General features: G+C 65.7%; 22 protein-coding genes and 1 pseudogene. 6 read left to right on the top strand and 17 right to left on the bottom strand.

Annotated features, from left to right (window positions below; all coding sequences use genetic code 11):
• From AC1Q6P_RS04570 to AC1Q6P_RS04560, 3 genes are all read right to left on the bottom strand, one after another.
• On the bottom strand, window positions 1-600 hold the full coding sequence (locus AC1Q6P_RS04570) for a cob(I)yrinic acid a,c-diamide adenosyltransferase (protein WP_102768787.1): 600 nt from the start codon (window positions 598-600) through the stop codon (window positions 1-3).
• Window positions 601-671: 71 nt separating this feature from the next.
• A complete protein-coding gene (locus tag AC1Q6P_RS04565) occupies window positions 672-908 on the bottom strand; it encodes a hypothetical protein (RefSeq protein ID WP_171828513.1) in 237 nt (78 codons plus the stop codon).
• Window positions 909-1107: 199 nt separating this feature from the next.
• Window positions 1108-2607, bottom strand: coding sequence for an OmpP1/FadL family transporter (locus tag AC1Q6P_RS04560; RefSeq protein ID WP_102768789.1), 1500 nt, complete (start codon window positions 2605-2607; stop codon window positions 1108-1110).
• A gap of 255 nt (window positions 2608-2862) precedes the next feature.
• Here AC1Q6P_RS04560 and AC1Q6P_RS04555 point away from each other — a divergent pair, with 255 nt between their 5' ends.
• Together AC1Q6P_RS04555 and AC1Q6P_RS04550 are read left to right on the top strand one after the other, a co-directional pair.
• Window positions 2863-5235 carry a penicillin acylase family protein gene (locus AC1Q6P_RS04555; RefSeq protein ID WP_492663426.1) on the top strand — a complete coding sequence of 791 codons (2373 nt, stop codon included), beginning with the start codon at window positions 2863-2865 and terminating at the stop codon, window positions 5233-5235.
• Window positions 5232-6641 (top strand): FAD-binding oxidoreductase, encoded by a 1410-nt coding sequence (locus tag AC1Q6P_RS04550; RefSeq protein WP_492663425.1) that lies wholly within the window; start codon window positions 5232-5234, stop codon window positions 6639-6641. Before AC1Q6P_RS04555 ends, AC1Q6P_RS04550 begins: the two co-directional genes overlap by 4 nt.
• A 30-nt stretch (window positions 6642-6671) precedes the next feature.
• Here the strand turns inward: AC1Q6P_RS04550 and AC1Q6P_RS04545 are convergent, their stop codons facing one another.
• The 6 genes from AC1Q6P_RS04545 to AC1Q6P_RS04520 all read right to left on the bottom strand — a co-directional run bounded on the left by AC1Q6P_RS04545 (window position 6672) and on the right by AC1Q6P_RS04520 (window position 14545).
• Entirely contained in the window at window positions 6672-7763 is a 1092-nt protein-coding gene (locus tag AC1Q6P_RS04545) for a hypothetical protein (RefSeq protein WP_492663424.1), read from the bottom strand.
• A 163-nt stretch (window positions 7764-7926) separates the two neighbouring features.
• On the bottom strand, window positions 7927-9438 hold the full coding sequence (locus AC1Q6P_RS04540) for a SpoVR family protein (RefSeq protein ID WP_492663493.1): 1512 nt from the start codon (window positions 9436-9438) through the stop codon (window positions 7927-7929).
• Window positions 9439-9524: 86 nt separating this feature from the next.
• Entirely contained in the window at window positions 9525-10805 is a 1281-nt protein-coding gene (locus AC1Q6P_RS04535) for a YeaH/YhbH family protein (RefSeq protein ID WP_492663423.1), read from the bottom strand.
• A 34-nt stretch (window positions 10806-10839) separates the two neighbouring features.
• Window positions 10840-12762, bottom strand: coding sequence for a PrkA family serine protein kinase (locus tag AC1Q6P_RS04530; RefSeq protein ID WP_102768794.1), 1923 nt, complete (start codon window positions 12760-12762; stop codon window positions 10840-10842).
• A gap of 310 nt (window positions 12763-13072) precedes the next feature.
• Entirely contained in the window at window positions 13073-13984 is a 912-nt protein-coding gene (locus AC1Q6P_RS04525) for a ParB/RepB/Spo0J family partition protein (protein ID WP_102768795.1), read from the bottom strand.
• A gap of 15 nt (window positions 13985-13999) precedes the next feature.
• Window positions 14000-14545: an RBBP9/YdeN family alpha/beta hydrolase gene (locus AC1Q6P_RS04520; protein WP_171828508.1), complete on the bottom strand. Its 546-nt coding sequence runs from the start codon at window positions 14543-14545 to the stop codon at window positions 14000-14002.
• 54 nt (window positions 14546-14599) lie between these two features.
• Here AC1Q6P_RS04520 and argC point away from each other — a divergent pair, with 54 nt between their 5' ends.
• Together argC and AC1Q6P_RS04510 are read left to right on the top strand one after the other, a co-directional pair.
• Window positions 14600-15544, top strand: coding sequence for an N-acetyl-gamma-glutamyl-phosphate reductase (gene argC / locus AC1Q6P_RS04515; protein WP_492663422.1), 945 nt, complete (start codon window positions 14600-14602; stop codon window positions 15542-15544).
• On the top strand, window positions 15541-15993 hold the full coding sequence (locus AC1Q6P_RS04510) for a GNAT family N-acetyltransferase (protein ID WP_492663421.1): 453 nt from the start codon (window positions 15541-15543) through the stop codon (window positions 15991-15993). Before argC ends, AC1Q6P_RS04510 begins: the two co-directional genes overlap by 4 nt.
• Before the next feature lie 21 nt (window positions 15994-16014).
• Here AC1Q6P_RS04510 and AC1Q6P_RS04505 read toward each other — a convergent pair whose 3' ends face one another.
• From AC1Q6P_RS04505 to mnmG, 5 genes are all read right to left on the bottom strand, one after another.
• Window positions 16015-16806 carry a GNAT family N-acetyltransferase gene (locus AC1Q6P_RS04505; RefSeq protein ID WP_492663420.1) on the bottom strand — a complete coding sequence of 264 codons (792 nt, stop codon included), beginning with the start codon at window positions 16804-16806 and terminating at the stop codon, window positions 16015-16017.
• Window positions 16807-16822: 16 nt separating this feature from the next.
• Complete coding sequence (locus AC1Q6P_RS04500) at window positions 16823-17593, bottom strand: ParA family protein (protein ID WP_492663419.1); 771 nt, start codon at window positions 17591-17593, stop codon at window positions 16823-16825.
• 93 nt (window positions 17594-17686) lie between these two features.
• Window positions 17687-18358 carry a 16S rRNA (guanine(527)-N(7))-methyltransferase RsmG gene (gene rsmG, locus AC1Q6P_RS04495; protein WP_492663418.1) on the bottom strand — a complete coding sequence of 224 codons (672 nt, stop codon included), beginning with the start codon at window positions 18356-18358 and terminating at the stop codon, window positions 17687-17689.
• Window positions 18355-18930, bottom strand: a complete 576-nt coding sequence (locus tag AC1Q6P_RS04490; protein ID WP_492663417.1) for a cysteine hydrolase family protein — start codon at window positions 18928-18930, stop codon at window positions 18355-18357. The genes rsmG and AC1Q6P_RS04490 overlap by 4 nt, the downstream gene beginning before the upstream one ends.
• Window positions 18927-20897: a tRNA uridine-5-carboxymethylaminomethyl(34) synthesis enzyme MnmG gene (gene mnmG / locus AC1Q6P_RS04485; protein WP_492663416.1), complete on the bottom strand. Its 1971-nt coding sequence runs from the start codon at window positions 20895-20897 to the stop codon at window positions 18927-18929. The genes AC1Q6P_RS04490 and mnmG overlap by 4 nt, the downstream gene beginning before the upstream one ends.
• A gap of 173 nt (window positions 20898-21070) precedes the next feature.
• On the opposite strand from mnmG, the gene AC1Q6P_RS04480 reads away from it, so the two are divergent.
• Window positions 21071-21337 carry a YkgJ family cysteine cluster protein gene (locus AC1Q6P_RS04480; RefSeq protein ID WP_171828501.1) on the top strand — a complete coding sequence of 89 codons (267 nt, stop codon included), beginning with the start codon at window positions 21071-21073 and terminating at the stop codon, window positions 21335-21337.
• 65 nt (window positions 21338-21402) lie between these two features.
• Window positions 21403-22422 carry a Bug family tripartite tricarboxylate transporter substrate binding protein gene (locus AC1Q6P_RS04475; protein ID WP_492663415.1) on the top strand — a complete coding sequence of 340 codons (1020 nt, stop codon included), beginning with the start codon at window positions 21403-21405 and terminating at the stop codon, window positions 22420-22422.
• Here AC1Q6P_RS04475 and AC1Q6P_RS04470 read toward each other — a convergent pair.
• The 3 genes and pseudogenes from AC1Q6P_RS04470 to AC1Q6P_RS04460 all read right to left on the bottom strand — a co-directional run bounded on the left by AC1Q6P_RS04470 (window position 22409) and on the right by AC1Q6P_RS04460 (window position 26192).
• A pseudogene (locus tag AC1Q6P_RS04470) lies at window positions 22409-22664 on the bottom strand (DUF2061 domain-containing protein). The gene AC1Q6P_RS04475 and the pseudogene AC1Q6P_RS04470 sit on opposite strands and share 14 nt — an antisense overlap.
• 104 nt (window positions 22665-22768) lie before the next feature.
• Window positions 22769-24949 (bottom strand): peptidase domain-containing ABC transporter, encoded by a 2181-nt coding sequence (locus AC1Q6P_RS04465; protein WP_492663414.1) that lies wholly within the window; start codon window positions 24947-24949, stop codon window positions 22769-22771.
• Window positions 24942-26192 (bottom strand): HlyD family secretion protein, encoded by a 1251-nt coding sequence (locus AC1Q6P_RS04460; protein ID WP_492663413.1) that lies wholly within the window; start codon window positions 26190-26192, stop codon window positions 24942-24944. Before AC1Q6P_RS04460 ends, AC1Q6P_RS04465 begins: the two co-directional genes overlap by 8 nt.
• Between the last annotated feature and the right edge of the window lie 24 nt (window positions 26193-26216).

The following is a 26216-nucleotide window of genomic DNA, read 5'->3' as shown; positions in this document are numbered from 1 at the left end:
TCAGGCGTCGGAGCTCGGCGTTTCGTCCTGATCCAGGCGGGCCAGGCGCTCGCTGTGCCAGTAGATGTCGTCGCCGCCCAGGCCGTCCAGGTTGGCACGGTTGAGCACGCGGGCCAGCACGAAGAGCAGGTCGGACAGGCGGTTCAGGTACTGGCGCGGCGCGGCGTTGATGGTCTCCGAGGCGGCCAGGGTGACCACGGCGCGCTCGGCGCGGCGGGCCACGGTGCGGCAGACATGGGCGATGGCGGCGCTGCGCGTGCCGGCCGGCAGGATGAACTCCTTGAGCCGGGGCAGGGCGGCGTTGTAATGGGCCAGGGCCTGGTCCAGGCGCAGCACGGCGCCTTCCTTGAGCAACTCGTAGCCGGGCATGCACAGCTCGCCGCCGAGATTGAACAGCTCGTGCTGGATGGTCACCAGCAGCTCACGCACATCCTCGGGCAGGGGCTCGGCCAGCAGCACCCCGAGGTTGGAATTGAGCTCGTCCACATCGCCCATGGCCTGCACGCGCAGGTGATCCTTGGGCACGCGGCTGCCATCGCCGAGGCCGGTGCTGCCGTCGTCACCGGTGCGGGTGGCAATATTGGAAAGTCGATTGGCCATGGGGCTTGCCGGGTCCGGCGTGGTCTGTGAAGAAGCCGGCATCTTGCCCCAAGTTCAATGGCCCGGTGACTTCAGTGGCGACGGCCACTGCGATGAAAGGCCGGCTTGTGTCCGGCCATTTGCGCATGGCGCGGCGGCTCGGCGGGTGCACTGACTTTCAAGCCGGGGTCGTCACGCAAGGGTTTGGCTTCGGGCGTGAGTGTCTGCAACAGGTTTTTCACGGCCAGGCGCAAGAGATCCAGCCGCAAAGCACCCACCAGAGCCAGCAGCAAAGCCAGCAAGATCAGCAGGGTCGAGAGATCAGCCATGGTGTTCAAGCCTCCATCGAACTGACAAACATCGGCAGAGCAGCCGATACGCCCATGGTGTCACGGCCTGGCGCTGTCGTCCACGGCTTTGACAGTCAGCCCTTGTTTCGCCCGTGTTTGTTTGCAAGAGGCAAGAAAAAAGCCACCGGGGTGAGCCGGTGGCTTTGGCAGGCCGAGGCGCCGCGTGAGCGGTATCGCGTCAGAACTGGCGGTTGTACTGCAGACCCAGCAGGGCCGAGTTCAGCTTGTAGCGGCCCTTGATGGTGGCGCAGCTGGAGGTGTTGCCGGACGGGTTGCAGACAGCGGAGCCCGCGGCGTTGACCTGGGCACCGTTGTCGTACATATCGATCTGGCTCGGGGCCACACGGATGAAGCTCAGGGCGAAGTCGATGGAGTTCTTGCTGTCCAGCTTCCAGTTCAGGCCACCGGAGATCCAGGTGCGGTCATTGTCAGGAATCGAAGGGGTGCGGGTCGTGGCCTTGACCGGGCTTTGGTCGTAGGCGATGCCGGCGCGCAGCTTCAGGTCGTCGCTCCACTGATAGTTCAGACCGAAGGAGCCGCGGATGGTGTTGATCCAGTTCTCCGGGGTCAGCGAATCCGGCAGGTTGTTGGCGAAATCGATGCGCAGTTCGCTGAAACGCGAGTGGCGGGTCAGGGTGACATCACCCATCACGGCCAGCTTGTCCTGCTGTTTGAAGAAGGACAGTGACAGCGACTCGGGCGTGTCGACCTTCAGGCTGGCGTCGCTGTTGGTGTAGAGGCCGACCAGACGTTGCTGCACCGTGGTGCCAGCGCCGGGCAGGGCGCCGTTCAGCAGCGTGGCCAGATTGGCTGCCGGGGTGGCCACGTTCCAGACGGCTTCGCCCTTGAGCTTGTGCGCAATCTTGGAGCGGTAGGCGATGCCAAAACGGGTGTCTTGGTTGGGCGAATACATCAGACCCAGATTGAAGCCCAGGCCCCAATCCTTGCCTTCCACTTCCACGCCACCGGAGTACAGCGGGTTGCCGGAAGCGGCTTTGATCAGACCACCGAGGCGGTTGATGACGGCCGCACGCACCATATCGACCGGCACGCCGGGGGCAGAGTTGGCCGCGACCTGCTGTTCGATGATCAGGGCCAGTGCACCGGAGCCGAAGTCCGCACCCTTGGCCAGATTGCCTTCGATGTACTGCGCGGTCAGGCCTGCACCCACGCTCAGCTTTTCATTGACCTTGAAGGCGATCGAGGGGTTCAGGGCGATGGTCTTGAGCTCGGTACCGATGCTGTTGTAGCGGCCGGCCCAGTCTTTGTCGTACTCGCTCTTGGAGCCGAAGGGCACGAAGAAGGCCATGCCGATCGAGGTGTCCGCGTTCAGCTTGTGGGTCAGGTAGGCATGGGGCACGGCGGTGGTGTGCACGAACTTGCCGCCGTTGCCACCCTTGGTGGGCAGGCCAAAGCTGGTGATGCTGCCTTGGTCTTCGAACGTGCCCTTGGGCAGGACCACGTTGAGAACACCGGAGGCTTGCGTGCCGTCCAGGCGGGTCATGCCGGCCGGGTTGTAGAACAGCACCGAAGCGTCCGAAGCTTCCGCGGTGTTGGCGTTCGCCGTGCCTTGGGCCGAGGCCGATTGCGAGCCGAAGTGGTAGCCGGAGGCCAGGGCGGATTGGGCGCACAGGCCGCCGATGACGGCCATGCCAAGCGCGGAAAGCTTGAATTTCATAATGTCTCCAGTGTTGTCGTGGTACGCCCTTTTGATGGGCTTTTTACCATTTTGATGATAGCCTGGGGCTACAAATTAGCGCCCGCGCAGATAGCGAATTAGAGCGATCTACCCACGGACGGTAGTCACATTGGAGACAACTTCGTGCAAATACGTACAAGTTCGGGAAACCCTCTCCGTATCAACCCTGTGTTTTCGGCCCTGGCCAGCGCTGCTTTGCTCTGTGCTTGTGGCGGAAATGGCGACAGCAACCCTTTGGCGCCTGAGCCGATCTCGGCGCCTGAGTTTTCCGCCGAGATCCGCTACACCAGCTACGGTGTGCCGCACATCAAGGCCGACAACTTCAAGGGGGCGGGCTATGGCTATGGTTATGCCTTTGCCCAGGATCACATCTGCCTGTTTGCCCAGGAAATCATCACCCTGCGTGGCGAGCGTTCGCGCTTTTTTGGCGATGTCGATGCCAACGGCAAACCGGTCAACTACCTCGGGCAGTTTGGCGACTTCACGCCCAATCTGTCCTCGGACTTTTTCTACAAGGCCTTGATGACGCCAGCCCAGGCGCAGGCCATGAAGAACGGAGCCGGTGCGGAGGTGCGCGATCTGGTCGCCGGCTTTGTGGCCGGTTACAACCGCTACCTCAGCGACAAGGGCTTGAACGGCCTGCCGCTGGAATGCAAGGGCGCCGCCTGGGTGCGCCCGATGAACGAGGACGACGCCTACTTCCGCTTCACCCAGGCGGCCATCGCCGGCAGCTCGCTGCAGTTCATTCACGCCCTGGGCAGCGCCCAGCCACCGCTGGTGAAGCCGGCGGGCGCCGAGCCGGTGCTGCTGTCGGCCAAGACCTTGCGCGCCAAGTCCACCCAGCTCGCCCTGGCGCGCACACCCCTGCTGCAGGGCTTGCGCCAGCTGGAAGAGCATGTGATCGGCTCCAATGGTTATGGCCTGGGCAAGGGTGCCACGCAGAGCGGGGCCGGCATGGTGCTGGGCAACCCGCACTTTCCTTGGTGGGGCGCATTGCGTCTGCACCAGCTGCACCTGACCATCCCAGGCAAGTACGACGTCATGGGGGCCACGCTGCTCGGTGCGGTGGTGCCCCTGATCGGCTTCAACAAGGATGTGGCCTGGACCCACACCTTCTCGACCGACAACCGCTTCACGCTGTTTCAGCTCAAGCTTGATCCGGCCGATCCGACGCGCTACTGGGTCGATGGGGGCTACAAGCCCATGAGCCAGACGCCGCTGTCGGTGCAGGCCTTGCAGCCCGATGGCAGCCTCAAGACCATCACGCGCACGCTCTACAGCACTGACTTTGGACCGATGGTCAGCGATGGCGCCAGCTTTGCCTGGAGCGGTGCGGCTGGCTTCGCGCTGCGTGACGCCAACTACAGCAACACCAAGCTGCTGGACCAGGCCCTGCTCAACGGCAAGGCCAGCAGCGCCGAGAGCCTGCGCGAGAACCTGGCCACCTTCAACGCCTTGCCCTGGGTCAACACCATGGCTGCGGACAAGAACGGCCGCGCGCTCTATGCCAATTACTCGGTGGCGGCCAATGTCAGCGACGCCCAGCTGGCCAGCTGCGTGAACAGCCCCACCGGTCAGTTCCTGCTGGCCACGCGTGGCCTGGTGCTGATGGATGGCAGCAAGTCGGCCTGCAACTGGAATGGCGCCATCCCCGCGGCCCAGCGGCCTTATGTCTTGCGCGATGACTTCATCGTCAACGCCAACGACAGCCACTGGCTGCCCAACGATCAGGTGCGGCTGAGCGGCTACCCCAAGATCATCGCCACCGGCCCCAATGCCGAAGGCGCTCCTCAAGGCGAACGCACCCGCATGGGCATTGCCCAGGCCCTGGATCGCATCGAGGGCCGCGATGGCCTGACCGGCAAGGGCTTCACCCTGGCCCAGCTGCAGCAGGTCTACCAGAAGGCCCGTTTCTTCAAGGCCGAGCAATGGCTGGACGAGTTCCTGGCCGCGGCCTGCAGCGGCACGTCGCCCAGCACCAAGGACAGCACGGGCAAGCTGACCGATCTCAGCAAGGCCTGCGCCGTGCTGGCCGCTTGGAAGAAGACCGAGGGCCTGCTCGACCCGGGGGCTTTGCTGTTCCGCAAGTTCTACGAAATCTCGGGTGAGCTCAAGGACGCCAGCTACTGGCGCGTGGCCTACAACCCGGCCGATCCGGTTTACACCCCGCGCGGCTTCAACACCGCCAACAGCAAGGCGGCCACCTTGCTGGCCGATGCGGTGCAATGGTTCGCCACCCAGAACATCCCGCTCGAAGAGGTGACGGCCCGGCGGCAGATCATCGTGCGCGACAGCGCACCCATCCCCATCCCTGGCGGCCCCTACACCTTCAACAATGTCCGCGGCAATCTCAATGCCGGCCTGTATGGTGACCCGGTCTACGGCAACAGCTATATGCAGTTTGTCACTTTCGATGCCAAAGGACCGGTGGCCGAGGGGGTGTTGACCTACTCGCAGTCCAGCCACATCCTCTCGCCCCATTTCTCGGACCAGACCAAGGTCTATTCGGATATCTACATGAAGGGTGGTGCCTGGATCAAGCTGCCGTTCAGTGAGGCTGAGATCCAGGCCGATTCCAACTACCGCAGCATCCGGCTCAGCGAATGAGGGCCTTGGCCGATTCTGCGCAGGCACCGTTTTCTCTGCCGGACGAGGTCTTGCAGGCTTTGCGGCGGCGCTTTGGTGCCCGCTGCAGCACCGCACTGGCTCAGCGCGAACTGCATGGTCGAGACGAGTCGCCCTTCGACGTGGCGCCGCCCGATGCCGTGGTTTTTGCCGAGAGCAACGAGGAGGTGGCCTTCGTGCTGCAACTGGCGCAGCAGCATCGCGTACCCGTCATCCCCTACGGCACCGGCACGTCCTTGGAGGGGCATTTGCTGGCGGTGCAGGGCGGCATCAGCCTGGATTTGAGCCGGATGAAGTCCATCCTGCAGCTGCATCCCGAGGACCTGACGGTCACCGTGCAGGCCGGCGTGACCCGCCAGCAGCTGAACCAGGAGATCCGCCACAGCGGCCTGTTCTTCCCCATCGACCCGGGGGCCGATGCCTCGCTGGGCGGCATGGCGGCCACACGCGCCAGCGGCACGAATGCGGTGCGCTACGGCACCATGCGCGAGAACGTGCTGGGCCTGACCGTGCTGACCGCCAGCGGCGAGCAGATCCGCACCGGCAGCCGCGCGCGCAAGAGCAGTGCCGGCTATGACCTGACCCGCTTGTTCGTGGGCAGCGAGGGCACGCTGGGCGTGATCACCGAGCTGACCTTGCGTCTGTATCCGCTGCCCGAGGCGGTGTCGGCTGCCATCTGCTTTTTCCCCAGCATCGACGCCGCGGTTCAGACCACCATCGCCATCATCCAGATGGGCATTCCGATCGCCCGCTGCGAGCTGCTCGATGCCCATGCCGTGCGTGCCGTCAACGCCCATGACCATCTGGGCCTGCGTGAATCGCCGATGTTGCTGATGGAGTTCCATGGCTCGGCCGCCAGCGTAGCCGAGCAGGCGCAGAGCGTGCAGGCGCTGGCAGCGGAGCAGGGCGGCGAGGCCTTTGAATGGGCCAGCACGCCCGAGGCGCGCACGCGGCTGTGGACAGCCCGCCACCATGCTTACTTGTCAGCCCTGCAGACCCGCCCTGGCTGCCGCTGCGTGACCACCGACACCTGCGTGCCCATCTCGCGTCTGGCCGAGAGCATCAATGAATCGGTGCGCGAGGTCGAGGCCACCGATCTGCCCTATTTCATCGTCGGCCATGTCGGCGATGGCAATTTCCATATGGGCTATCTGATCGACCCGCAGCAGCCGGCGGAGCGGGAGCTGGCCGAGCACCTGAGCGCGCAGATGGTGGCCCGCGCCCTGCGTCTGGGCGGCACCTGCACCGGCGAGCATGGCATCGGTCTGCACAAGCAGGGTTTTCTGCTCGACGAGGCCGGGCCGGGCGCGGTGGGCCTGATGCGCAGCATCAAGGCAGCGCTGGACCCGGCCCAGATCATGAACCCGGGCAAGATCTTTGCGAGCTGAGGGCTTGTACAGCCCGCAGCTCGTGCGGGATCACAAGGCCTTGACGCTGTAGCTGAGCGTGCTGCCGCTGTAGCTGGCCAGCACTTGGTAGTTCTTGGCCACGCCGCCGCTGCTCAGCTGCACACGGTAGCTGACCTGGCTGCTGCTGCTCGATTCCACCGTGATCAGGGCGCTGTCCTTGCCTGCGGTCAGCGTGGCGCTGGAGCCTTGCAGCGGTCGGCCGTTGCTGGTCTGCCAGTTGCTGAACTGGGTGTCCACATACGCCTTGCTGTCGCTCCAGTGGGCGCTGCGCAGCTTGCTGTGGCCGAGGCTGTAGTTGTTGGCGTCGGTGACGCTGAGCTCATTCAGCCCCGCGTACTGCACGCCGTTCAGGGTCAGGCTGGGCTTGCCCTGGCCGTCCACTTCCAGGAGCGCCACGGCTGTCAACGGGCCAAAGCTTTCGCCGCCGCCGGAAGCGCTCAGCTTGTCGAAGCTCAGCTGCAGCCGGACGTTGTTGCCTGGGTTGTCGAGATTGCTGATGGCGGTCAGGAAATCGATGCGCATGCTGCCGTCGATGCTGAGGCTCTGGCCGTCGGCGATGCCGCTGATCTTGTCAAAGCGCATGCTGATGTAGCTGCCGGCCGGCAAGGACGTGGCGCTGTTGCTCACATTGGTGTCCACCACGATGGAGCCGCTGCAGTTGCGGATGACGCTGATGCCCAGGCTGCTGCAGCTGACGGTGGTGGTCTCCAGGATCTTGCGGCGCTCGGGTTCAGCGGCGCTGGGCTTGGGGCTGTTCTGGCGGCCGCTCATCAGCTCGCCGAAGGGCAGGAACAGATGGCTGGGGTCCTCGCTGCGGCGCACCAGGTCGGCCGCGGCGGCTGTGGTGGCCTTGACGCTGTCCTGCGCCACTTCGCTGCTTTGGGCCAGGGTGCCGGCCGTGGTCGGCGGGGCAATCAGCTTGGTCGGCTCAGGCACCGGTGTTGGCACGGGAACGACCTGGGTGTTGTCACTGCCGCCCCCACCGCCACAGGCACTGAGGCCCAGGCTGCCAAGGCCGATCAGCAACCAGGCCGCAGGCGTGGCGATGCGATGCTTGGGGAAAGCGGTGCGAGGGGTCAGCGTCCGGGTCGTGATCATCATCTCAGCCTCCGAGTCTTGAGGCTGGTGATGGTACGGGGCTTGTGTGACGCCGAGATTCCCCCTGAGTGGTGAGTTAGGTGGCTTTGTGCCAGGTGCTGCTGGATGCTCCCTTCCGGGGCTGGCAGAGCCACCGAGCCCACCCGAGGGCGGCTCGGTGGCCTCATCATCCGTGCGGCGGCGCCGGCACGCTCCAGCGCCGGCTGATGTCGCCGGCCTCGTTGACGCTCTCCAGCTGCACGCCAAAGCCCCAGAGCCGGGCCACATGCTTGAGCACCTCTTGCGCGCTGTCGTGCAGAGGTCGGCCCATGTGCTGGGTGTGGCGCAGGGTCAGGGAGCGGTCGCAGCGCAGATTGACGTTCCAGACCTGGATATTGGGCTCGCGGGTGCTGAGGTCGTACTGGCGCGACAAGGCTTCGCGCACATGCTGGTAGCCGCTCTCGTCGTGGATGGCCGAGATCTCGTACTCGGACTGCTTTTCATCGTCGAGGATGGAGAAGAGCCGGAACTCGCGCATCAGATGCGGGCTCAGGTACTGGCCGATGAAGCTCTCGTCCTTGAAGTTGCGCATGGCATGGTCCAGCGTGGGCAACCAGTCGCCGCCGGCGATGTCGGGGAACCAGCGCCGGTCTTCCTCGGTGGGCTTTTCGCAGATGCGCTTGATGTCGGTGTACATGGCGAAACCCAGGGCATAGGGGTTTAGATTGGCCATGGGCTGTTGCGCCACCACATTGGTGTGCGACTTTAGCCATTCGATCATCATGCCGTCGCTGAGATAGCCGTCGTCATACATCTGGTTCAGCAGGCGGTGGTGCCAGAAGGTGGCCCAGCCCTCGTTCATCACCTGGGTCTGGCGCTGCGGGTAGAAGTATTGGGCGATCTTGCGCACGATGCGTACGATCTCGCGCTGCCAGGGCTCCAGCAGGGGTGCGTTCTTTTCGATGAAGTAGAGGAGGTTCTCTTGCGGCTCGTCGGGGAAGCGGCGGGTAGCCGCGGCTTCATCGCCCTTCTCGACGCGTTTGGGCAGGGTGCGCCAGAGCTCGTTGATCTGAAGCTGGGCATGGGCCTCGCGGTCGGCCAGGCGGCTGCGTTCCTGGGCCAGGGACAGCTTGGCCGGGCGGCGATAACGGTCGACGCCGTAGGACATCAGCGCATGGCAGGAATCCAGCACCTGCTCGACCTGGGCCAGGCCGTGGCGCTGCTCGCAGTCGGCAACGAAGTTCTTGGCATAGACCAGGTAGTCGATGATGCTGGAGGCATCGGTCCACATGCGGAACAGGTAGTTGCCTTTGAAGAAGCTGTTGTGGCCGTAGCTGGCGTGGGCGATCACCAGTGCCTGCATGGCCATGGAGTTCTCTTCCATCAGGTAGGCGATGCAGGGGTCGGAGTTGATGACGATCTCGTAGGCCAGGCCCATCTGGCCGCGCTTGTAATTGCGCTCGGTGGCGATGAACTCCTTGCCATAGCTCCAGTGCCGGTAGTTCACCGGCATGCCCACCGAGGCATACGCGTCCATCATCTGCTCGGCGGTGATGATCTCGAGCTGGTTGGGGTAGGTGTCCAGGCCGTAGCGCTCGGCGGTGGCGCGGATGACGTCGTGGTATTCGTCGATCAGCTCGAAGGTCCAGTCGCTGGGCGAGGGCAGGGGCTGGGCGGGGCGGGGGCCGGCGGGCTTCATCTCGCGCAGGGGCGCACGCGTGCGGCGGCCGCCGTATTCATCGGTCAAGGGGGCGATGCCGATCTGGCGGCGGTTTTCGATCTGGCTCATGCCTGTGCCCCTTCCTTCTTGAAGAGTTCACGGAAGACCGGGTAGATCTGCGCGGCCTCGGTAGCCTTGCGCATGGCGAAGTGGCGCACCTCTTCGCTGAGCTTGCTGTACTCGTCCCAGAGGTTCTGTTCCTGCTCGGCCACCTGCACATAAGCGAAATAGCGGCACAGCGGCAGGATCTGCTGGGCCAGCAGCTCGCGGCAGCGGCCGCTGTCGTGGTGCCAGTTGTCGCCATCGCTGGCCTGGGCGCCGTAGATGTTCCATTCGCTGCTGGGATAGCGCGCGCGGATGATTTCCTCCATCAGTACCAGGGCGCTGGAGACCACGGTGCCGCCGGTCTCGGTGGCGTGGAAGAAGTTCTGCTCGTCCACCTCCTGGGCCTGGGTGTGGTGGCGGATGAAGACCACATCGATCTTCTCGTAATGTCGGGTCAGGAAGAGGTAGAGCAGGATGAAGAAGCGCTTGGCCAGATCCTTGCGGCTTTCGTCCATGGAGCCGGACACGTCCATCAGGCAGAACATGACGGCCCGGCTGGTCGGCACCGGTGTGCGCACGCGGTTGCGAAAGCGCAGGTCGATGGGGTCGAGAAACGGTATCGCCGCAATGCGCTGCTTGAGGAAGGCGATGCGGTCCTCGGTTTCCTTGAGCATGCGCTGCACTTCCAGCTCGGCCGGGTTCTCGCGCTTGAGCAGGGCCAGGCGTTCTTCCAGCTCGTGCAGCTCGCGGCGCTTGCCGGTGCCCAGGGCGATGCGGCGGCTCAGGGCGCCGCGCATGGAGCGCACCACATGGAGGTTGGTTGGCGTGCCATCGCTGGTGAAGCCGGCGCGGTGGCTTTTCCACTCCGGTGTTTCGGCCAGCTGGGTGCGCTCGAGATTGGGCAGGGCCAGGTCTTCGAAGAACACCTGCATGAACTCTTCGCGGCTCAGGTGGAAGACAAAGTCGTCCTCGCCCTCGCCGGAATCGCTGGCCTGGCCGCCGCCCTGGCCCTGACCACCGCCCTTGGGCTTGGCGATGCGGTCGCCTTTGACATGCTCGCTGTTGCCCGGCCGAACCACCTCGCGCACGCCGCCCTCGCCGTGGCCGAAGACGGGCTCGCTCAAGTCCTTTTTGGGGATGTGCACATCTTCGCCGCGCTCCAGATCGCGGATGCCGCGGCCGTCCACCGCGCGGCGCACCGCCTCGCGGATCTGGGCCTTGTGGCGCTGCAGGAAGCGCTCACGGTTGCCGATGGACTTGTTCTTGCCGGAAAGCCTTCGGTCGATGATCTGCTGCAGCATGGGTGCTTGCTCCTGCGTGGCCTCGTCCTCGGACTCAAGAACTCTTGCGGACCCTCAAGTACCACTCGCACAGCAGCCGCACCTGCTTGGCCGTGTAGCCCTTGTCGACCATGCGCTGCACGAAGTTCTCGTGCTTCTTGGCCTCGTCGGCGCTGGCCTTGGCATTGAAGCTGATCACCGGCAGCAACTCCTCGGTGTTGGAGAACATCTTCTTCTCGATCACCGTGCGCAGCTTTTCGTAGCTGGTCCAGGCCGGGTTCTTGCCGGCGTTGTTGGCGCGTGCGCGCAGCACGAAATTGACGATCTCGTTGCGGAAGTCTTTCGGGTTGCTGATGCCCGCGGGCTTCTCGATCTTCTCGAGCTCGGCATTCAGGGCCACGCGGTCGAAGACCTCGCCGGTGTCGGTGTCGCGGTACTCCTGGTCCTGGATCCAGTAGTCGGCGTAGGTGACGTAGCGGTCGAAGATGTTCTGGCCGTACTCGGAATAACTCTCCAGATACGCGGTCTGAATTTCCTTGCCGATGAACTCCGCATAGCGCGGCGCCAGTGCTTCCTTGATGAAGCCGACGTACTTTTGCTCCACTTCGCTCGGGAACTGCTCGCGCTCGATCTGCTGCTCCAGCACATACATCAGGTGCACCGGATTGGCCGCCACCTCGGCGCTGTCGAAGTTGAAGACCTTGGACAGGATCTTGTAGGCGAAGCGGGTGGAAATGCCGCTCATACCTTCGTCGACCCCCGCGTAATCGCGGTACTCCTGGAAGCTCTTGGCACGTGGGTCGGTGTCCTTGAGGCTTTCGCCGTCGTAGACCTGCATCTTGGAATAGAGCGAGGAGTTCTCGGGCTCCTTCAGCCGAGTCAGCACCGCGAACTGGCTCATCATCTTGAGCGTGCCTGGGGCGCATTTGGCTTCGGCCAGCGAGGAGCCGCGGATCAGCTTCTCGTAGATCTTGACCTCTTCGCTGACGCGCAGGCAGTAGGGCACCTTGACGATGTAGATGCGGTCCAGGAAGGCCTCGTTGTTCTTGTTGTTGCGGAAGGTCTTCCACTCGCTCTCGTTGCTGTGCGCCAGCACCACGCCGTCGAAGGGAATGGCGCCGAAGCCCTCGGTGCCCTTGTAGTTGCCTTCCTGCGTGGCAGTCAGCAGCGGGTGCAGCACCTTGATCGGCGCCTTGAACATTTCCACAAACTCCAGCAGGCCCTGATTGGCCAGGCACAGGCCGCCCGAGTAGCTGTAGGCATCGGGGTCGTCCTGGGCATAGGTTTCCAGCTTGCGGATGTCCACCTTGCCGACCAGGGAAGAGATGTCCTGGTTGTTTTCGTCGCCCGGCTCGGTCTTGGCCACGCCCACTTGCTTGAGCACACTGGGGTAGCGCTTGACCACCTTGAAGCGGCGGATGTCGCCGCCAAACTCATCGAGGCGCTTGACCGCCCAGGGGCTGAGGATGCGGTTCAGATAACGTCGAGGGATGCCGTACTCCTGCTCCAGCAGGGGGCCGTCTTCGTTGACGTCAAACAGGCCCAGCGGCGATTCGTTCACCGGCGAGCCGGCCAGGGCGTAGAAAGGCACTTGTTCCATCAGGCTTTTGAGCCGCTCGGCGATGGAGCTCTTGCCGCCGCCCACCGGGCCCAGCAGATAGAGGATCTGCTTCTTCTCTTCCAGGCCCTGGGCGGCGTGGCGGAAGTAGCTGACCACCTGTTCGATCGCTTCCTCGAGGCCGTAGAACTCGGCGAAGGCGGGGTAGATCTTGATGGTCTTGTTGGCGAACAGCCGGGACAGGCGGGCGTCGTGGCGCGTGTCCACCATCTCGGGCTCGCCAATGGCCTTGAGCATGCGCTCGGCCGCAGTGGCGTAGGCGAGGGGGTTGCGTTTGCACTCGTTGAGGTAATCCTCGAGCGAGAGCTCTTCGACGCGGGTGCGCTCGTAGCGCTTGGTGAAGCTGCTGATCACGTCCATGCTGACCTCCGGTAAGGTCCCGGGCAGCGCGCAGACATGGCTCGTCGGCGCATCGCCTGGGAAGTTCTGATGAAGTCCCTTGGCGCACCGGCCACGTGTGGCTGGGGGCGTCATCAGAGCTTTCCGAGGTGCAGCGGCAGTGATTCAAGCTTGGCCGTTCAAGACCCTGCTGAAGCCCTGAAAAGAGCGGCAATTTCCGCTCTTGATTCCGGGGTTCAAACCGGGCTCGAAATCAAGCCATGGTCTGATGCTACGCCGATCTGAAAAGTTTGGTGTGAAGGCGTTTGATGCGCTTTCCTCACACCGATATTCACTCGCTTTTGCGCAGGCGTTCGATCAAGCCGTTAAGCTCATCAAGGGAGCCGAACTGGATGGACAGTTCGCCCTGTTCACCGCGCTTGGTGCGCTTCTTGACCCGCACCTCGACCACCGCGGTCAGCAGGTCGGATAACTCCTCTTCCAAGCGCAGCAGGTCGCGGCTCTTGTCGTTCTTGACGCGCAGCAGTGGCGTCTGGCGGCCGGCGCCCTGGCGCGCGACCAGCTTCTCGGCATCTCGCACGCTCAGCTTCTTGGCGGCGATCTCGGTGGCGCAGGTGATCTGGTGTGCGCCGTCCAGCGGCAGCAGGGCGCGGGCATGGCCCATGTCGATGTCGCCAGCCATCAGCATGTTCTGCACCGGCTCGACCAGTTGCAGCAGGCGCAGCAGATTGCTGGCGGCGCTGCGCGAGCGGCCTACGGCTTGCGCGGCCTGCTCATGGGTCAGGTGGAACTCGTTGACCAGGCGCTGCAGGCCCTGGGCTTCTTCCAGCGGATTCAGATCTTCGCGCTGGATGTTTTCGATCAGGGCCATGGCGGCCGCGGCTTCGTCAGGCACGGCCTTGACCAGCACCGGCACCTCGCGCAGACCGGCCAGCTTGGCGGCGCGGAAGCGGCGTTCGCCGGCGATGATCTCATAGCGCACATCGCTGAGCGGCGAGGGCGGGGCGATCGGGCGCACCAGGATGGGCTGCATGATGCCCTGGCCCTTGATGCTCTCGGCCAGCTCGTAGAGCGAGCCTTCGTCCATGCGCGTGCGCGGCTGGTATTTGCCGGCTTGCATCTGCTCCAGGCGCAGCTGGCTGGGGCTGCCTTCGCGGGCGGCGGCGGCTTCCGCTTCGTTGACTTTGGGGCCGAGCAGCGCTTCGAGGCCGAGGCCGAGGCCTTTGGGTTTCTTGGTGACCATGGGGGCGATTGTCCCTTATGCGGGCTGGGGCATCAGCTGGGAGAGCAAGACCTGACCCTCGGGCCAGTTGCCCAGGCCGGAATCGGCGTTGAGGTGCCCACGCGGCCCAGCCATCACCAGGCTGGCGCCCCAGTCGGCCGCCATCTGCGCGCCGCGCTCGGGCGCACAGAAAGGGTCGTCGCTGCTGATCACGGCGATGGCGGGGAAGGGCAGTCGGGCACGCTGGATCTGGCGCCAGTTGTGCAGCTGCGGCGGGGTGGATGGTGCCTCGGTGTCGGGCGGCGCCACCAGCAGAGCGCCGCGCACCCGCGCCGTGTGGGCGGAATGCGAGGCCCAGCTGGCCACCAGCTGGCAGCCCAGGGAATGGGCCACCAGGACCACGGGCTCCGTCTGGGCTTGCAGCACCTCATCCAGGCGCGCCATCCAGTCGCCGCGCAGCGGGCGCTCCCAGTCGGATTGCTCGACCCGCTGGTGGCCGAATTGCGCCTCCCAGAGGCTTTGCCAATGCCCGGGGCCGGAGTTCAACCAGCCGGGCAGCAGGAGGACGGTGCTTGCTTTCATTCGCTTGCCTTATGCTTTCACTTCTTTCTTGAATTTGATTGTGCTGGAGAAGTCATGACGTACGCGGTTTTTGTGGATGGACAAGAGGGCACGACGGGGCTGCGCATCCATGAGTACCTGGCCGCGCGTCAGGATGTGGAGGTGCTGCGCATCGACGCCGACAAGCGCAAGGACCCGGCCGAGCGCGCGCGCCTGCTGAACGCCGCCGATGTGGCTTTCTTGTGCCTGCCCGATGCCGCTTCACGTGAAGCCGCGGCCATGATCAGCAACCCCAAGACCTGCCTGATCGACGCCAGCACCGCGCACCGCACGGTGCCCGGCTGGACCTTCGGTCTGCCCGAGCTGTGCAAGGGCCAGCGCGAGGCCATCCGCGCCGCCAAGCGCATTGCCAACCCGGGTTGCCATGCCAGCGCTTTCATCCTGGCCTTGCGCCCTTTGGTCGATGCCGGTTTGCTGGCACCCGAGGCCCTGGTCTCGGCCACCTCGATCACCGGTTATTCCGGTGGCGGCAAGGGCATGATTGGCGAGTACGAAGCGGGCGGCAACACCAAGCTGCTCTCGCCCCGCCCCTATGCCCTGGGCCTGGCGCACAAGCACCTGCCCGAGATGATGGCCCACACCGGCCTCAAGACTGCGCCGGTCTTCATGCCCATCGTCGGCAATTTCTACAAGGGCCTGGCGGTGACTGTGCCTCTGCACCTGAGCCAGCTGCGTGCCGGCACCCGGGCCGAGCAGGTGCAGCAAGCCCTGGCCGCGCATTACGAGGGCGAGCGCTTCATCCGCGTGATGCCGCTGCGCGATGCCGACACCCTGGCCGAGGGCTTCTTCGATGTGCAGGGTTGCAATGACACGAACCGGGTGGACCTGTTCGTCTTCGGCTCGGAGACGCAGATCCTCGTCATGGCCCGCCTGGACAACCTCGGCAAGGGCGCCAGCGGCGCCGCCGTTCAGGCCATGAATGTGCATCTGGGCCTGGAAGAGAGCCTGGGCCTGGTGTGAGCCCGGCGCCGCGCGGTGAGGCCGAGCGCTGGTGGCGGGACCAGGACGTTCCGCCGGCTGTCGTGCAGGCCTTGCGCGAGCGCGTGCGCCTGTTCGGCCGCCAGCAGACCCAGGGCAGCGATGCGCAGGACATCGCCTGCGCACGCTTCGATGAACAGGGCGAGCTGCTGGTGGGCGCCAGCGGCCGCACCGAGTTCCAAAGGTTGTACGTCGACTATTTATGGGTCCGGGAGGACCTGCGGGGGCAGGGCTTGGGCAGTGCCTGCCTGCGCCAGATCGAGGCCCAGGCTTTGCGTCGCGGCTGTGTCGACGCCTTGATCGAAACCCTGTCCGACGAGACGGCCGCGCTCTACGAACACCTCGGCTATGTCTGTATCAGCCATGTGCACGATTTCGTGCCGGGCTTCACGCGCCACACCTTGCTCAAGGTCTGGAAGCTGCGCGATTGATTGGGTTCGCGCAGGCACCGCTCAAATCGAGGGTTCGGGAGAGCGGTAGTGGTAGCGGTAGGCCGGCTGGAAACCCAGGCGCTGGTAGACGCGTTGGGCGCTGTGGTTGTCGCTGCCCACCTGGAGGTAGGCCTGCTGCGCACCCTCGGCCTGGGCCGCTCGGAGCAGGGCGGCGCAGAGTTGAGTGGCATGGCCCTGGCCACGTGCCTCGGGCGGCGTGAAGATGTCGTACAGGCCCACCATGGCTTCTTCCCGAGCGTACTGACCCAGGGCCAGCAAACGCCCATCTTCGGCGGCGTGCAAGGCATGGCCGAGATAGGGCACGGGCGAGGCTTGCAGGCGCTCGGCATGGGCGGCGATCTCGGTGGCGCTGGAACCGCGCAGCTGGCCCACCAGGGCCGCGTATTCGGTGGCGCTGAGCCGCTCCAGGCGCAGGCCGGGTGCCAGGGTCTCGGGCAGACCCTGCAGATCCTTGCGGGTCATGACATCGGCGGCGTCGTAGCTGGGCCAGCCTTTGGCGGCCAGGGTGGCGTCCAGATCGGCCGGCTGGGTGAAGGGCGTGAGGCGGACGATCAGCGGCAGGCCGGCGGCCTGGAAAGCGTGCTGGCAGCGCGACAGCAAGTCATCGAGCGGCAGGCTGCCGGCTTCCAGCGCATTGATGCAGCGCGAGCGCTTGGCCTTGCCGGGGGAGAGGCGGATCAGCCAGCCTTCGACGCGCTGCTGCTGGGGCGGAGCGCTGGCGTTGAGCCCGGCCTGCTCGGCCCGCCAGGCCAGGTCCCGGTCGCCGGTCAGCAGCGCAGCCTCTTCGCTCATCGCCGTCCCGTTCACTTCACATGCTGCCGACGCGGCGCACCATTTCGCGGGCGAAATCGACAAAAGCCTGGGCACCTTTGGAGCTCGGATCAAAGACCACGCCGGGCAGGCCGTAGCTGGGCGCTTCGGCCAGGCGCACATTGCGCGGGATCACGGTGTCGAACACCTTGTCGCCGAAGTGCTGCTTGAGCTGATCGCTGACCTGGTTCTGCAGGGTGATGCGCGGATCGAACATCACGCGCAGCAGGCCGATGATCTGCAGGTCGGCGTTGAGGTTGGCGTGCACCTGCTTGATGGTGTTGACCAGGTCCGAGAGGCCTTCGAGCGCGAAGTACTCGCACTGCATGGGCACGACCACGCCGTGGGCACAGCACAGGCCGTTCAGGGTCAGCATGGACAGCGAGGGCGGGCAGTCGATCAGGACGAAGTCGTAGTCGTCGTTGGCGGCGGCCAGGGCGCCCTTGAGGCGGCGTTCGCGGCGCTCCAGATCAACCAGCTCGACTTCGGCACCGGCCAGCTCGCGGTTGGCACCCAGCACGTCGTAGCCGACCTTTTCGCTGGTCTGCTTGGCCTCTTTCACAGAGGCCGATTCCAGCAGCACGTCGTAGACGCTGAGCTCCAGCGCGCGCTTGTCGATGCCCGAGCCCATGGTGGCATTGCCCTGCGGGTCCAGGTCCACCACCAGCACGCGCTGGCCGACCTTGGCCAGGCCAGCAGCGAGGTTGACGGTGGTGGTGGTCTTGCCGACTCCGCCTTTTTGGTTGGCAACGCAGAAGATCTTGGCCATGGTCTCGTTTTTCTAAGCAGGCGTGATGGTAGCGGGAGATGGGGGCTGCTTTTGTGGCGCGGGGCCCTCAGGGCTGCGGCGCAGAGAAATTTCTCAGGCCTTGGGGCGAATCCAGATCAGGCAGCGCTGTGCGTCGAGGCCAGGAACCTGCAGTTGTTCCACGTGAAACACATCGAGGTCGCCGGGCAGGGCGGCCAGTTCTTCCGCCGGATGTTGCCCCTTCATGGCCAGCCAAATTGCCCCGGATTCGTCGCCAGGCTTGAGGTGCTGGCGGGTGAGGGTGGTGAAGTCCAGCAGGGAAGCGAAAGCGCGCGAGGTGATCAGGTCGAAGGGCGGGGTGTCCAGCGCCTCCACGCGGGAATGCACGCCATGCAGATTGGGCAGGCGCAACTCGGCCGCCACCTGCTTGATGAAGCTGGCCTTCTTGGCTACGGCGTCCACACAGCTGACGTCGATATTGGGTTCGCAGATGGCCACCACCACACCCGGAAGGCCACCGCCGCTGCCCACGTCCATCAGCCGCAGGCTGCTTTTGCCGGAGGCTTGCAGATGGCGGCGCAGGGCGGGCAGCAGGCTCAGGCTGTCTACCAGATGCTGGGTCAGCATGGCCTGGGGCTCGCGCACAGCGGTCAGGTTGTAGACCTTGTTCCACTTGCTGATCATGGCCAGGTAGGCCAGCAGCTGGTGCAGCTGAGCGTCGCTGAGGTTCAGGCCCAGGGTCTGGGCGGCGTCGTGCAAGGGGGCAAAAAGGGCGTCGGAACTCATGCGGAGTGGCTTTGTGGGTGGGTCACCGTGTACAGCGTGGAGAGAGGAATCAGCGGCACGCCGGCTTGTGCCAGCGCTTGCGAAACCTGGTCGCGCAAGGCCTCGGCGCTCAGGCCTTGGTCGGGCCAGGTGTGGTGGGCGTCGGGAACCAGCCAAGGTTTCAAACCCAGGGCCAGTGCACCGCGGGCGCTCGCCTCGATGCAGCAATCGGATTGCAAGCCGATCAGGATGGGCTGGCTGCGCCCGGCCTGCTGCAGGGCTTGGGCCAGGCTCGTTTCCTCGAAGGCATTGGGCACGGTCTTGGTGAATCGGCGTTCTTCGGCGGCCGGGATCAGGCGCGGATCGATGTCGAAGCCGGCGCCGTCCATCGGCCCGCCGGGCTCGGAGTGCTGGATCCAGAACACCGGCACGCGCTGCTGGCGGGCCCAGTCCAGGGCGCTGCGGCAGGCGCTCAGCAGGGCGTCGCCGTCCGGCATGGGCGGGCAGAGCCGGCCATCGAAGGCGCCGCACTGCACATCGATCACCAGCAGGGCGGCTTGCTTCAGGTCGAGCGCCGGTTCGCTGTGACTCATGCGCCGACCTTGTCCTGGGCCTCGCTGAAGCCCTTGAAGCGTTTCTTCTTCAGGTGCACCAGCAGCAGGGAGATGGCGGCGGGCGTGACGCCCGAAACGCGAGAAGCCTGGCCCAGGGTCTCGGGTCGGTGGGTGTTGAGCTTCTGGCGGACCTCGAAGGACAGGGCCTGGATCTCGTTGTAGTCCAGTTCCTCGGGCAGGCGCAAGTTCTCCAGATTGGCCGCACGAGCCACGTCCTCGACCTGTTTGTTGATGTAGCCGGCGTACTTGACGCTGGTTTCGATTTGCTCGATGACGGCATCGGCCATGGTCTTGCCCAGATCGGCAGTCAATGTTTCACGTGAAACAGCAGCTTCTGGGCGGGCGATGGCCGCCACTTCGGCCAGAGTGTCGTAGACCACGCCGGGTCGGCGTAGCAGGTCGATGAAGTTGTACTCGCGCTCCAGCGCCTTGCCGACCAGACGCTCGGCATCGGCGGCCGGCAGGATGCCGGGGTGCACCCAGGTTGATTTCAGCTTCTCTGTTTCACGTGAAACAGCGTCGCGCTTGCGGTTGAAAGCCGCCCAGCGATGGTCGTCCACCAGGCCCAGCTGGCGGCCGACTTCGGTCAGGCGCATGTCGGCGTTGTCCTCGCGCAGCTGCAGGCGGAACTCGGCGCGGCTGGTGAACATGCGGTAGGGCTCGGTCACGCCCTTGGTGATCAGGTCGTCGACCAGCACGCCCAGATAGGCCTGGTCGCGGCCCGGTAACCAGGGACCTTGGCCACGCACCTGCAGAGCGGCGTTCAGGCCGGCGAACAGGCCTTGGGCCGCGGCTTCCTCGTAGCCCGTGGTGCCGTTGATCTGGCCGGCAAAGAACAGGCCGCCGATGTCGCGGGTTTCGAAGCTGGACTTCAGGCCGCGCGGGTCGAAGTAGTCGTACTCGATGGCATAGCCCGGCCGCATGATGTGGGCGTTCTCCAGGCCCGGGATCGAGCGCACGGCGGCCAGCTGGATGTCGAAGGGCAGGGAGGTGGAGATGCCGTTGGGGTAGTACTCGTGGGTCGTCAGGCCCTCGGGTTCCAGAAAGATCTGGTGGCTGTCCTTGTCGGCGAAGCGGTTGACCTTGTCCTCGATGCTGGGGCAGTAGCGCGGGCCCACGCCTTCGATCACGCCGGTGAACATGGGGCTGCGGTCGAAGCCGGAGCGGATGATGGCGTGCGTCGCCTCCGAGGTGTGGGTGATCCAGCAGGGCAGCTGGCGTGGGTGCTGCGCGGCGTCGCCGAGGAAGCTGAACACGGGTACCGGGTCGAGGTCGCCGCCTTGTTCTTCGCACTTGGAAAAATCGATGCTACGGCCGTCGATGCGCGGCGGCGTGCCGGTCTTGAGCCGGCCTTGCGGCAGCTTCAGCTCTTTCAGCCGGGCCGAGAGGCTGATGGCCGGCGGGTCACCGGCGCGGCCGGCGCTGTAGTTTTCCAGGCCGACATGGATGCGGCCATCGAGGAAGGTTCCGGCGGTCAGCACCACGGCGCGAGCGCGGAATTGCAAACCCATCTGCGTGACGGCGCCGACCACGCGCTCGCCCTGGCCGTCGGACTCGACCAGCAGGTCGTCCACGGCTTGCTGGAAAAGCCACAGATTCGGCTGGTTTTCCAGGCGGTGACGGATGGCGGCTTTGTAGAGCACCCGGTCGGCCTGGGCGCGGGTGGCGCGCACGGCTGGGCCCTTGGAGCCATTGAGGATGCGGAACTGGATGCCGGACTCGTCGGTGGCTGCAGCCATGGCGCCGCCCAGCGCATCCACCTCTTTGACCAGATGGCCTTTGCCGATGCCGCCGATCGAGGGGTTGCAGCTCATCTGCCCCAGGGTCTCGATATTGTGGGTGAGCAGCAGGGTGGCGCAGCCCATGCGGGCGGCGGCCAGCGCCGCTTCGGTGCCGGCATGTCCGCCACCGACCACGATGACATCGAATTCCTTGGGGTATTGCATGGGGCTGGCTGCTTTCATAGTGGCCCGATCGGCTGCGCATTTTTTGCGCAGGGTCTTGGGTGATTCGGGCCCGTTTCCACAGCGCCAAAGCTGGCGCGGGCAAACCCGTGATTTTACGGATCGGCTGTGGATAAGTCACGGCCGCCGGCCATCCCTGCGCCGACAATATCGCGATGAATTGCCGTCCCCATTGCGCCGCCTGCTGCATAGCGCCTTCGATCAGCTCGCCCATCCCGGGCATGCCCGTCATCAACGGGGTCAGCAAGCCGGCGGGCGTGCGCTGCATCCAGCTCGATGCGCAAGACCGTTGCCAGATCTTCGGTCACCCGGATCGTCCCGCCGTCTGTGGCTCGCTGCAGCCCAGCGAGCAGATGTGCGGCGAATCGCGCGAGCAGGCCATGCGTTGGCTGGGCTGGATGGAGCAAGCGACAGCGCCCTGACAGGCCCGCGTCCTAGACTGGCTCAACAAAGTTCCCTAGAAAAATACCCACCGGAGACAAGAGCCATGACCCAGGACCTGAACGACCCTCACGCTCCCCCCGACTCGCGGGCCCGTCGCCAATTTCTGCTGCGAAGCGGTCTGGCCGGTGCGGCCGCCGGCTTGGGCTTGCCAGCCTGGGCCGAGGCAGCCTGGCCCAGCCGTTCCGTGCGCCTGGTCGTGCCGTTTGCGCCCGGCGGCAGCTCGGAGATCGTCGCCCGCGCCACCGCCTTCGAGCTGGGCAAGACCCTGGGTCAGACCGTCTACGTGGAAAACAAGCCCGGCGGCAGCGGCAATATCGCCATGGCCGAGGTGGCCCGCGCCGATGACCAGCACACCCTGGTGCTGGGCCATATCGGCACCTTGGCCGTCAACCCCTTCATCTACGACAAGCTGCCCTACGACCCGGTCAAGGACTTCAAGCCCGTGACGCTGCTGGCCAAGGTGCCCAGTCTCTACGTGGTCCACCCCGATGTGCCGGCGCGCAACCTCAAGGAATTTGTGGCCCTGGCGCGCAGCAAGCCGGGCCGCCTGAATTACGGCTCGGCCGGCAATGGCAGCGCCGGCCATTTGGCCATGGAGTATCTGAAGATGGCGGCCGAGCTCTTCATCGTCCATGTGCCTTACCGCGGCACCGGCCCGCAGCTGACCGATCTGCTGGCTGGCCGCCTCGATGCCGCCTCGGTCGGCGCACCAGCCGTGCTGCAGTTCGTCAAGGCCGGCAAGCTGCGCTGTCTCGCCACCGGCTCCAAGGCCCGCTTGCCGCAGCTGCCCGATGTGCCGACCGTGGCAGAGCAGGGCTTCCCGGGCTTTGAGATGACGCAGTGGTACGGCCTGCTCGCGCCGGCCAATCTGGCCCCGGCCCATCTCGACCGCCTGGCCACGGAATCGGCCAAGGCCATCCGAAGCAGCGCTTCTGCCGAGCGCCTGAGCGCCGATTCGGCCGAGGCCGTGGGCAACACGCCGGCTCAGTTCGCCGCCTTCATCGCCCAGGAACAGCAGCGCTGGAAGCCGGTGCTGAACCGGGCCAAGGTCAAGCCGGATTGATCTGTGCCGCCGCTGCCGCCGCTCCCGCGTTGCGGCGCAGGCGGCGAAGGCTGCGCTGAGCGAACCAGGCTTTCAGGCGCGGGTGGCCCCAGTACTTGTCGAAGAAGTGGTGCATCACCGTGTTGACGGCCGGTTCCACAAAGGGTCACTGCGCCGGCCACGGCCACATTGCCGGTCAGGGCGTAGGTGACGCCGAAAGAGGTGCCCAGATGGAGGACGCCGAAGCTCGCGGTTTTGGCCATGGTGGGTTCGCCTATTGGTGCCTTAATTTCAATAGGCGAATGCTAAAAGCACGGCCACTCGCCGTCCATTTGGCAATCTCGATGGCGGCAATAGCCCCTCCTGCTCAACCGGCCTGGTTGCTGGCCGGCGGCACGCTGCGCAGATCTTGCGCCACCCGCCCACCTTGCAGGGCGATGATGCGCTGGGCCGAGGCAATGGTCTCCGGGCGGTGGGCGATGACGATGCGGCTCAGATTGAGTGCACGCAGCGAGGCGTTGAGCTGGCGTTCTTTCTCGACATCGAGCGCGCTGGTGGCTTCGTCCAGGAACAGGTAGTGCGGCCGTTTGTAGAGTGCGCGCGCCAGCAGCACGCGCTGCCGCTGCCCGCCCGAGAGGCTGCTGCCCATGTCGCCGACCAGGCTCTGGTAGCCCATGGGCAGGGCGCTGATGTCCTCGTGCACGCAGGCGATGCGCGCGCATTCCTGCACCCAGGCCGAGTCGGCCTCGGGGTCGAAGAAGCTGATGTTGTCGGCAATGCTGCCGGCGAAGAGCTGGTCGTCCTGCATGACGATGCCGATGCGGGCGCGCCAGGCGGCCAGACCCAGCTGGGCTAGCGGCCGGCCACCGATGCGGATCTCGCCGCGCTGCGGGCTGTGGATGCCCAGCATCAGCTTGAGCAAGGTGGTCTTGCCACAGCCCGAGGGGCCGACGATGGCCACCGCTTCGCCGGGCTCGATGCGCAGGCTGCAGCTCTGGATCACCGGCGCCTCGCCTTCCGCATACGCAAAGCTCAGGTCCACCAGTTCGAGCGTTTCCGGAGAGCCGGCACTCACTTTGGCCCCTGCGCTCAGCTCGGCCGGCTCGGCCGCGCTCAGCACGATGTCGGCCAGGCGCTCGCCCTGCAGGCGCAGCATGCTCAGCTCCACGCCCTTGTCGATCAGGCCGGCCACGCGCGCGCTGAACTGCTCTTTGTAGGCCAGGAAGGCGAACAACATGCCGACCGAGAGCTCGCGGTCCAGCACCAGCAGGGCGCCCAGCCAGACGATGGCCACGCGCTCCAGGCCGAACAGCAGGCGCTGGCCCACGGCCATGCCCAGGTCCAGCCGGCGGGTGGCGATGCTGGCGTTCATCTGCTCGACCACCAGATTGGCAAAGGCGGCGCTGCGCTCGGCCTCGGCGTTGTAGAGCTTGATGGCCTGGGCGCCGCGCAGCGACTCGAGGAAATGGCTGTTCTGCTTGGCCTCGAACACCAGGGCCTCTTCGCTGGCCTCGCGCAGCGGGCCGAAGTAAGCCCAGCGCAGCAGGCCATAGCCCAGCACGGCGGTCAGCGCCACGGCGCTCAGCCGCGGCGAGTAGACGGCCATCATGGCCAGGGTCAGCAGCACCATGGCGCCGTCCAGCAGGGCTTCGGCAAAGCGGGTGGAGAGGGTGCGCTGGATCTGCTGCACGCTGGAAAAGCGCGACCAGATGTCGCCCAGATGGCGCTTCTCGAACCAGGCCAGAGGCAGGCGCAGCAGGTGGCCGAAGACCTGGGTCAGCCACTGCAGATTGAGCGAGGCCGAGAGCACCAGCACCGCCCAGGAGCGCAGGGCGCTGATGGCCGTTTGCAGCAACACCAGCAGGCCAAATCCCAGGCCCAGGGTGACCAGCAGGTCGCGGTCGGCGCTGACCAGCACCCCGTCTACCACCCACTGCAGCAAAAAGGGCGAGAGCAGGGCCAGCAGCTCCAGCGCCAGGGCCAGCAGCAGGATCTGGCCCAGCGAGCGCTTGAGCCCGCTGATGCGGCCGAACAGCTGGCGCCAGCGCAGGCGTGGCGCCGGAGGCTGGGGTGTGAAGTCCGGCCCGGGGCGCAGCTCCAGGGCCACGCCGGTGAAGTGGCGCGAGAGCTCCGCCAGAGAGATCTGCCGCCGGCCATGGGCCGGGTCATGGATCAGGGCCTGCTGGCCGCGCACCTCAACCAGAACCACGAAATGGTTGAAGTCCCAGTGCAGGATGGCCGGCAGCTCCAGCCGCACCAGATGTTCGGGCTCGGCGCGCAGGCCGCGGCCGGCCAGGCCCAGGGGCGCGGCCATGCGCAGCAGGTCGGCCATGGTCGCGCCCTTGAGCGAGAGCGAAAAGCGCCGGCGCAGTTCCGGCAAGTCCAGATGCAGGCCGCGCGCGCTGGCCACCATGGCCAGGCAGGCCAGGCCGCATTCGGCCGCCTCCGTCTGCAGAATCACCGGCACCCGGCCGCGGCGACGCCAGCTCAGGTGCAGGCGAGACAGCAGGCCGGGGGCGGCGTTGGGGGAGGGCGCGGAATCAGACACGTTGGGCCAGGCTCAGCAGGGGTTCGAAAATCCACTCGATCAGGCGGCGCCGCTCCAGCATGACATCGGCATCGAGCTGCATGCCGGCGGCCAGGGCTTGGGGCTGTCCGTAGGCTCTGACGGTTTGGTGGTCCAGGCTGACGGTGATGCGGTAGAGCGGCTCGCTGCCCGCGCCCTGGCTGAGCGCGGCCGGCAGGTTGAGGGTGGCCAGCTCGGCCGGGGCCAGGGGCGTGCGCGAGACCTGAAGCACGCGCCCACTTTGCTGGCCGAATTTTTGGTACGGAAAGGCCTGGTAGCGCAGCTGAACGGCCTGCTGTGCCTGCAAGAAACCGACCGCGCTCGAAGGCGCGAACAGCTGGGCCTGCATCTGCGTGCGCGCCGGCAACAGCTGGGCCAGGGCCGCGCCACCCTGGATGCTTTGGCCGGGCTCGGCCAGCAGGGTGGAGACGATGCCGTCGCTGGGTGCGCGCAGCACCAGGCGGCGCCGGCCTTCGGTCTCCAGGCCTTTTTCCTTCAGCTCGGCCAGGTCGCGGGCGATCTCGGCCTGCAGCACTTCGCTGCGCAGCGGCAGCTCGCGCATCTGCGCCTCGGTCGCTTGCAGATCGCGCTGCAGGGCCTCGCCCTGGCGGGCCAGGGCCTGGGTTTGCGATTGCAGGCCGAGCAGTTCCTCGCGCTTGCTCTGCAGCTGGGCGGGCGAGATGAAGTGGTTGCGGGCCAGGTTTTCCTGCCGCTCCAGCGATTCGCGCGCCAGGGCCAGGCGCTCGGCGTGCAGCTGGCGTTCGACCTGCAGCTGGGCCTGTTCGCGCAGCAGGCCGGCGCGTTTCTGCGTCAGGGTCTGCAGCTGGGTGCGCACCAGGGCCAGCTGCTGGCTGGCCGTGCCTTGCAGGCTCAGCTGACGGCTTTGCAGGGTCTGGGCGATGCCTTCGATGGTCTGGCTGGCGCTGTCCAGGGCCAGCACGAACAGCACGTCGCCGGCCTTGACCGCTTGGCCTTCGCCGACCTCGCGGCTCAGCACCGTGGCTGATTGCGGCGCCTGGATGCGCAGTACGCCGCGGTCCGGCACCAGATAGCCGCTGACCCGGGCCTTGCGGGTGTATTCCGCCGTGCAGAGAAACGCGAGCACCAAAGCAACACTGCCCACGGCAACCGCCGTGAGCAGTGTGAGAGACAGCGGTGGCAGGACGTGCACCCTGCCCAAGCCGCTGTGCTGCTGGCCTTGCAAGGCCTCGCGGCGGAACAGCATGTGTGGCGAAGACCGGTCTTTGCT

The sequence above is a fragment of the Roseateles sp. GW835-FHT13E02 genome (genome assembly GCF_058794035.1).
The sequence above is the reverse complement of the archived record's forward strand: the minus strand, read 5'-3'. Positions and strand labels throughout refer to the sequence as shown.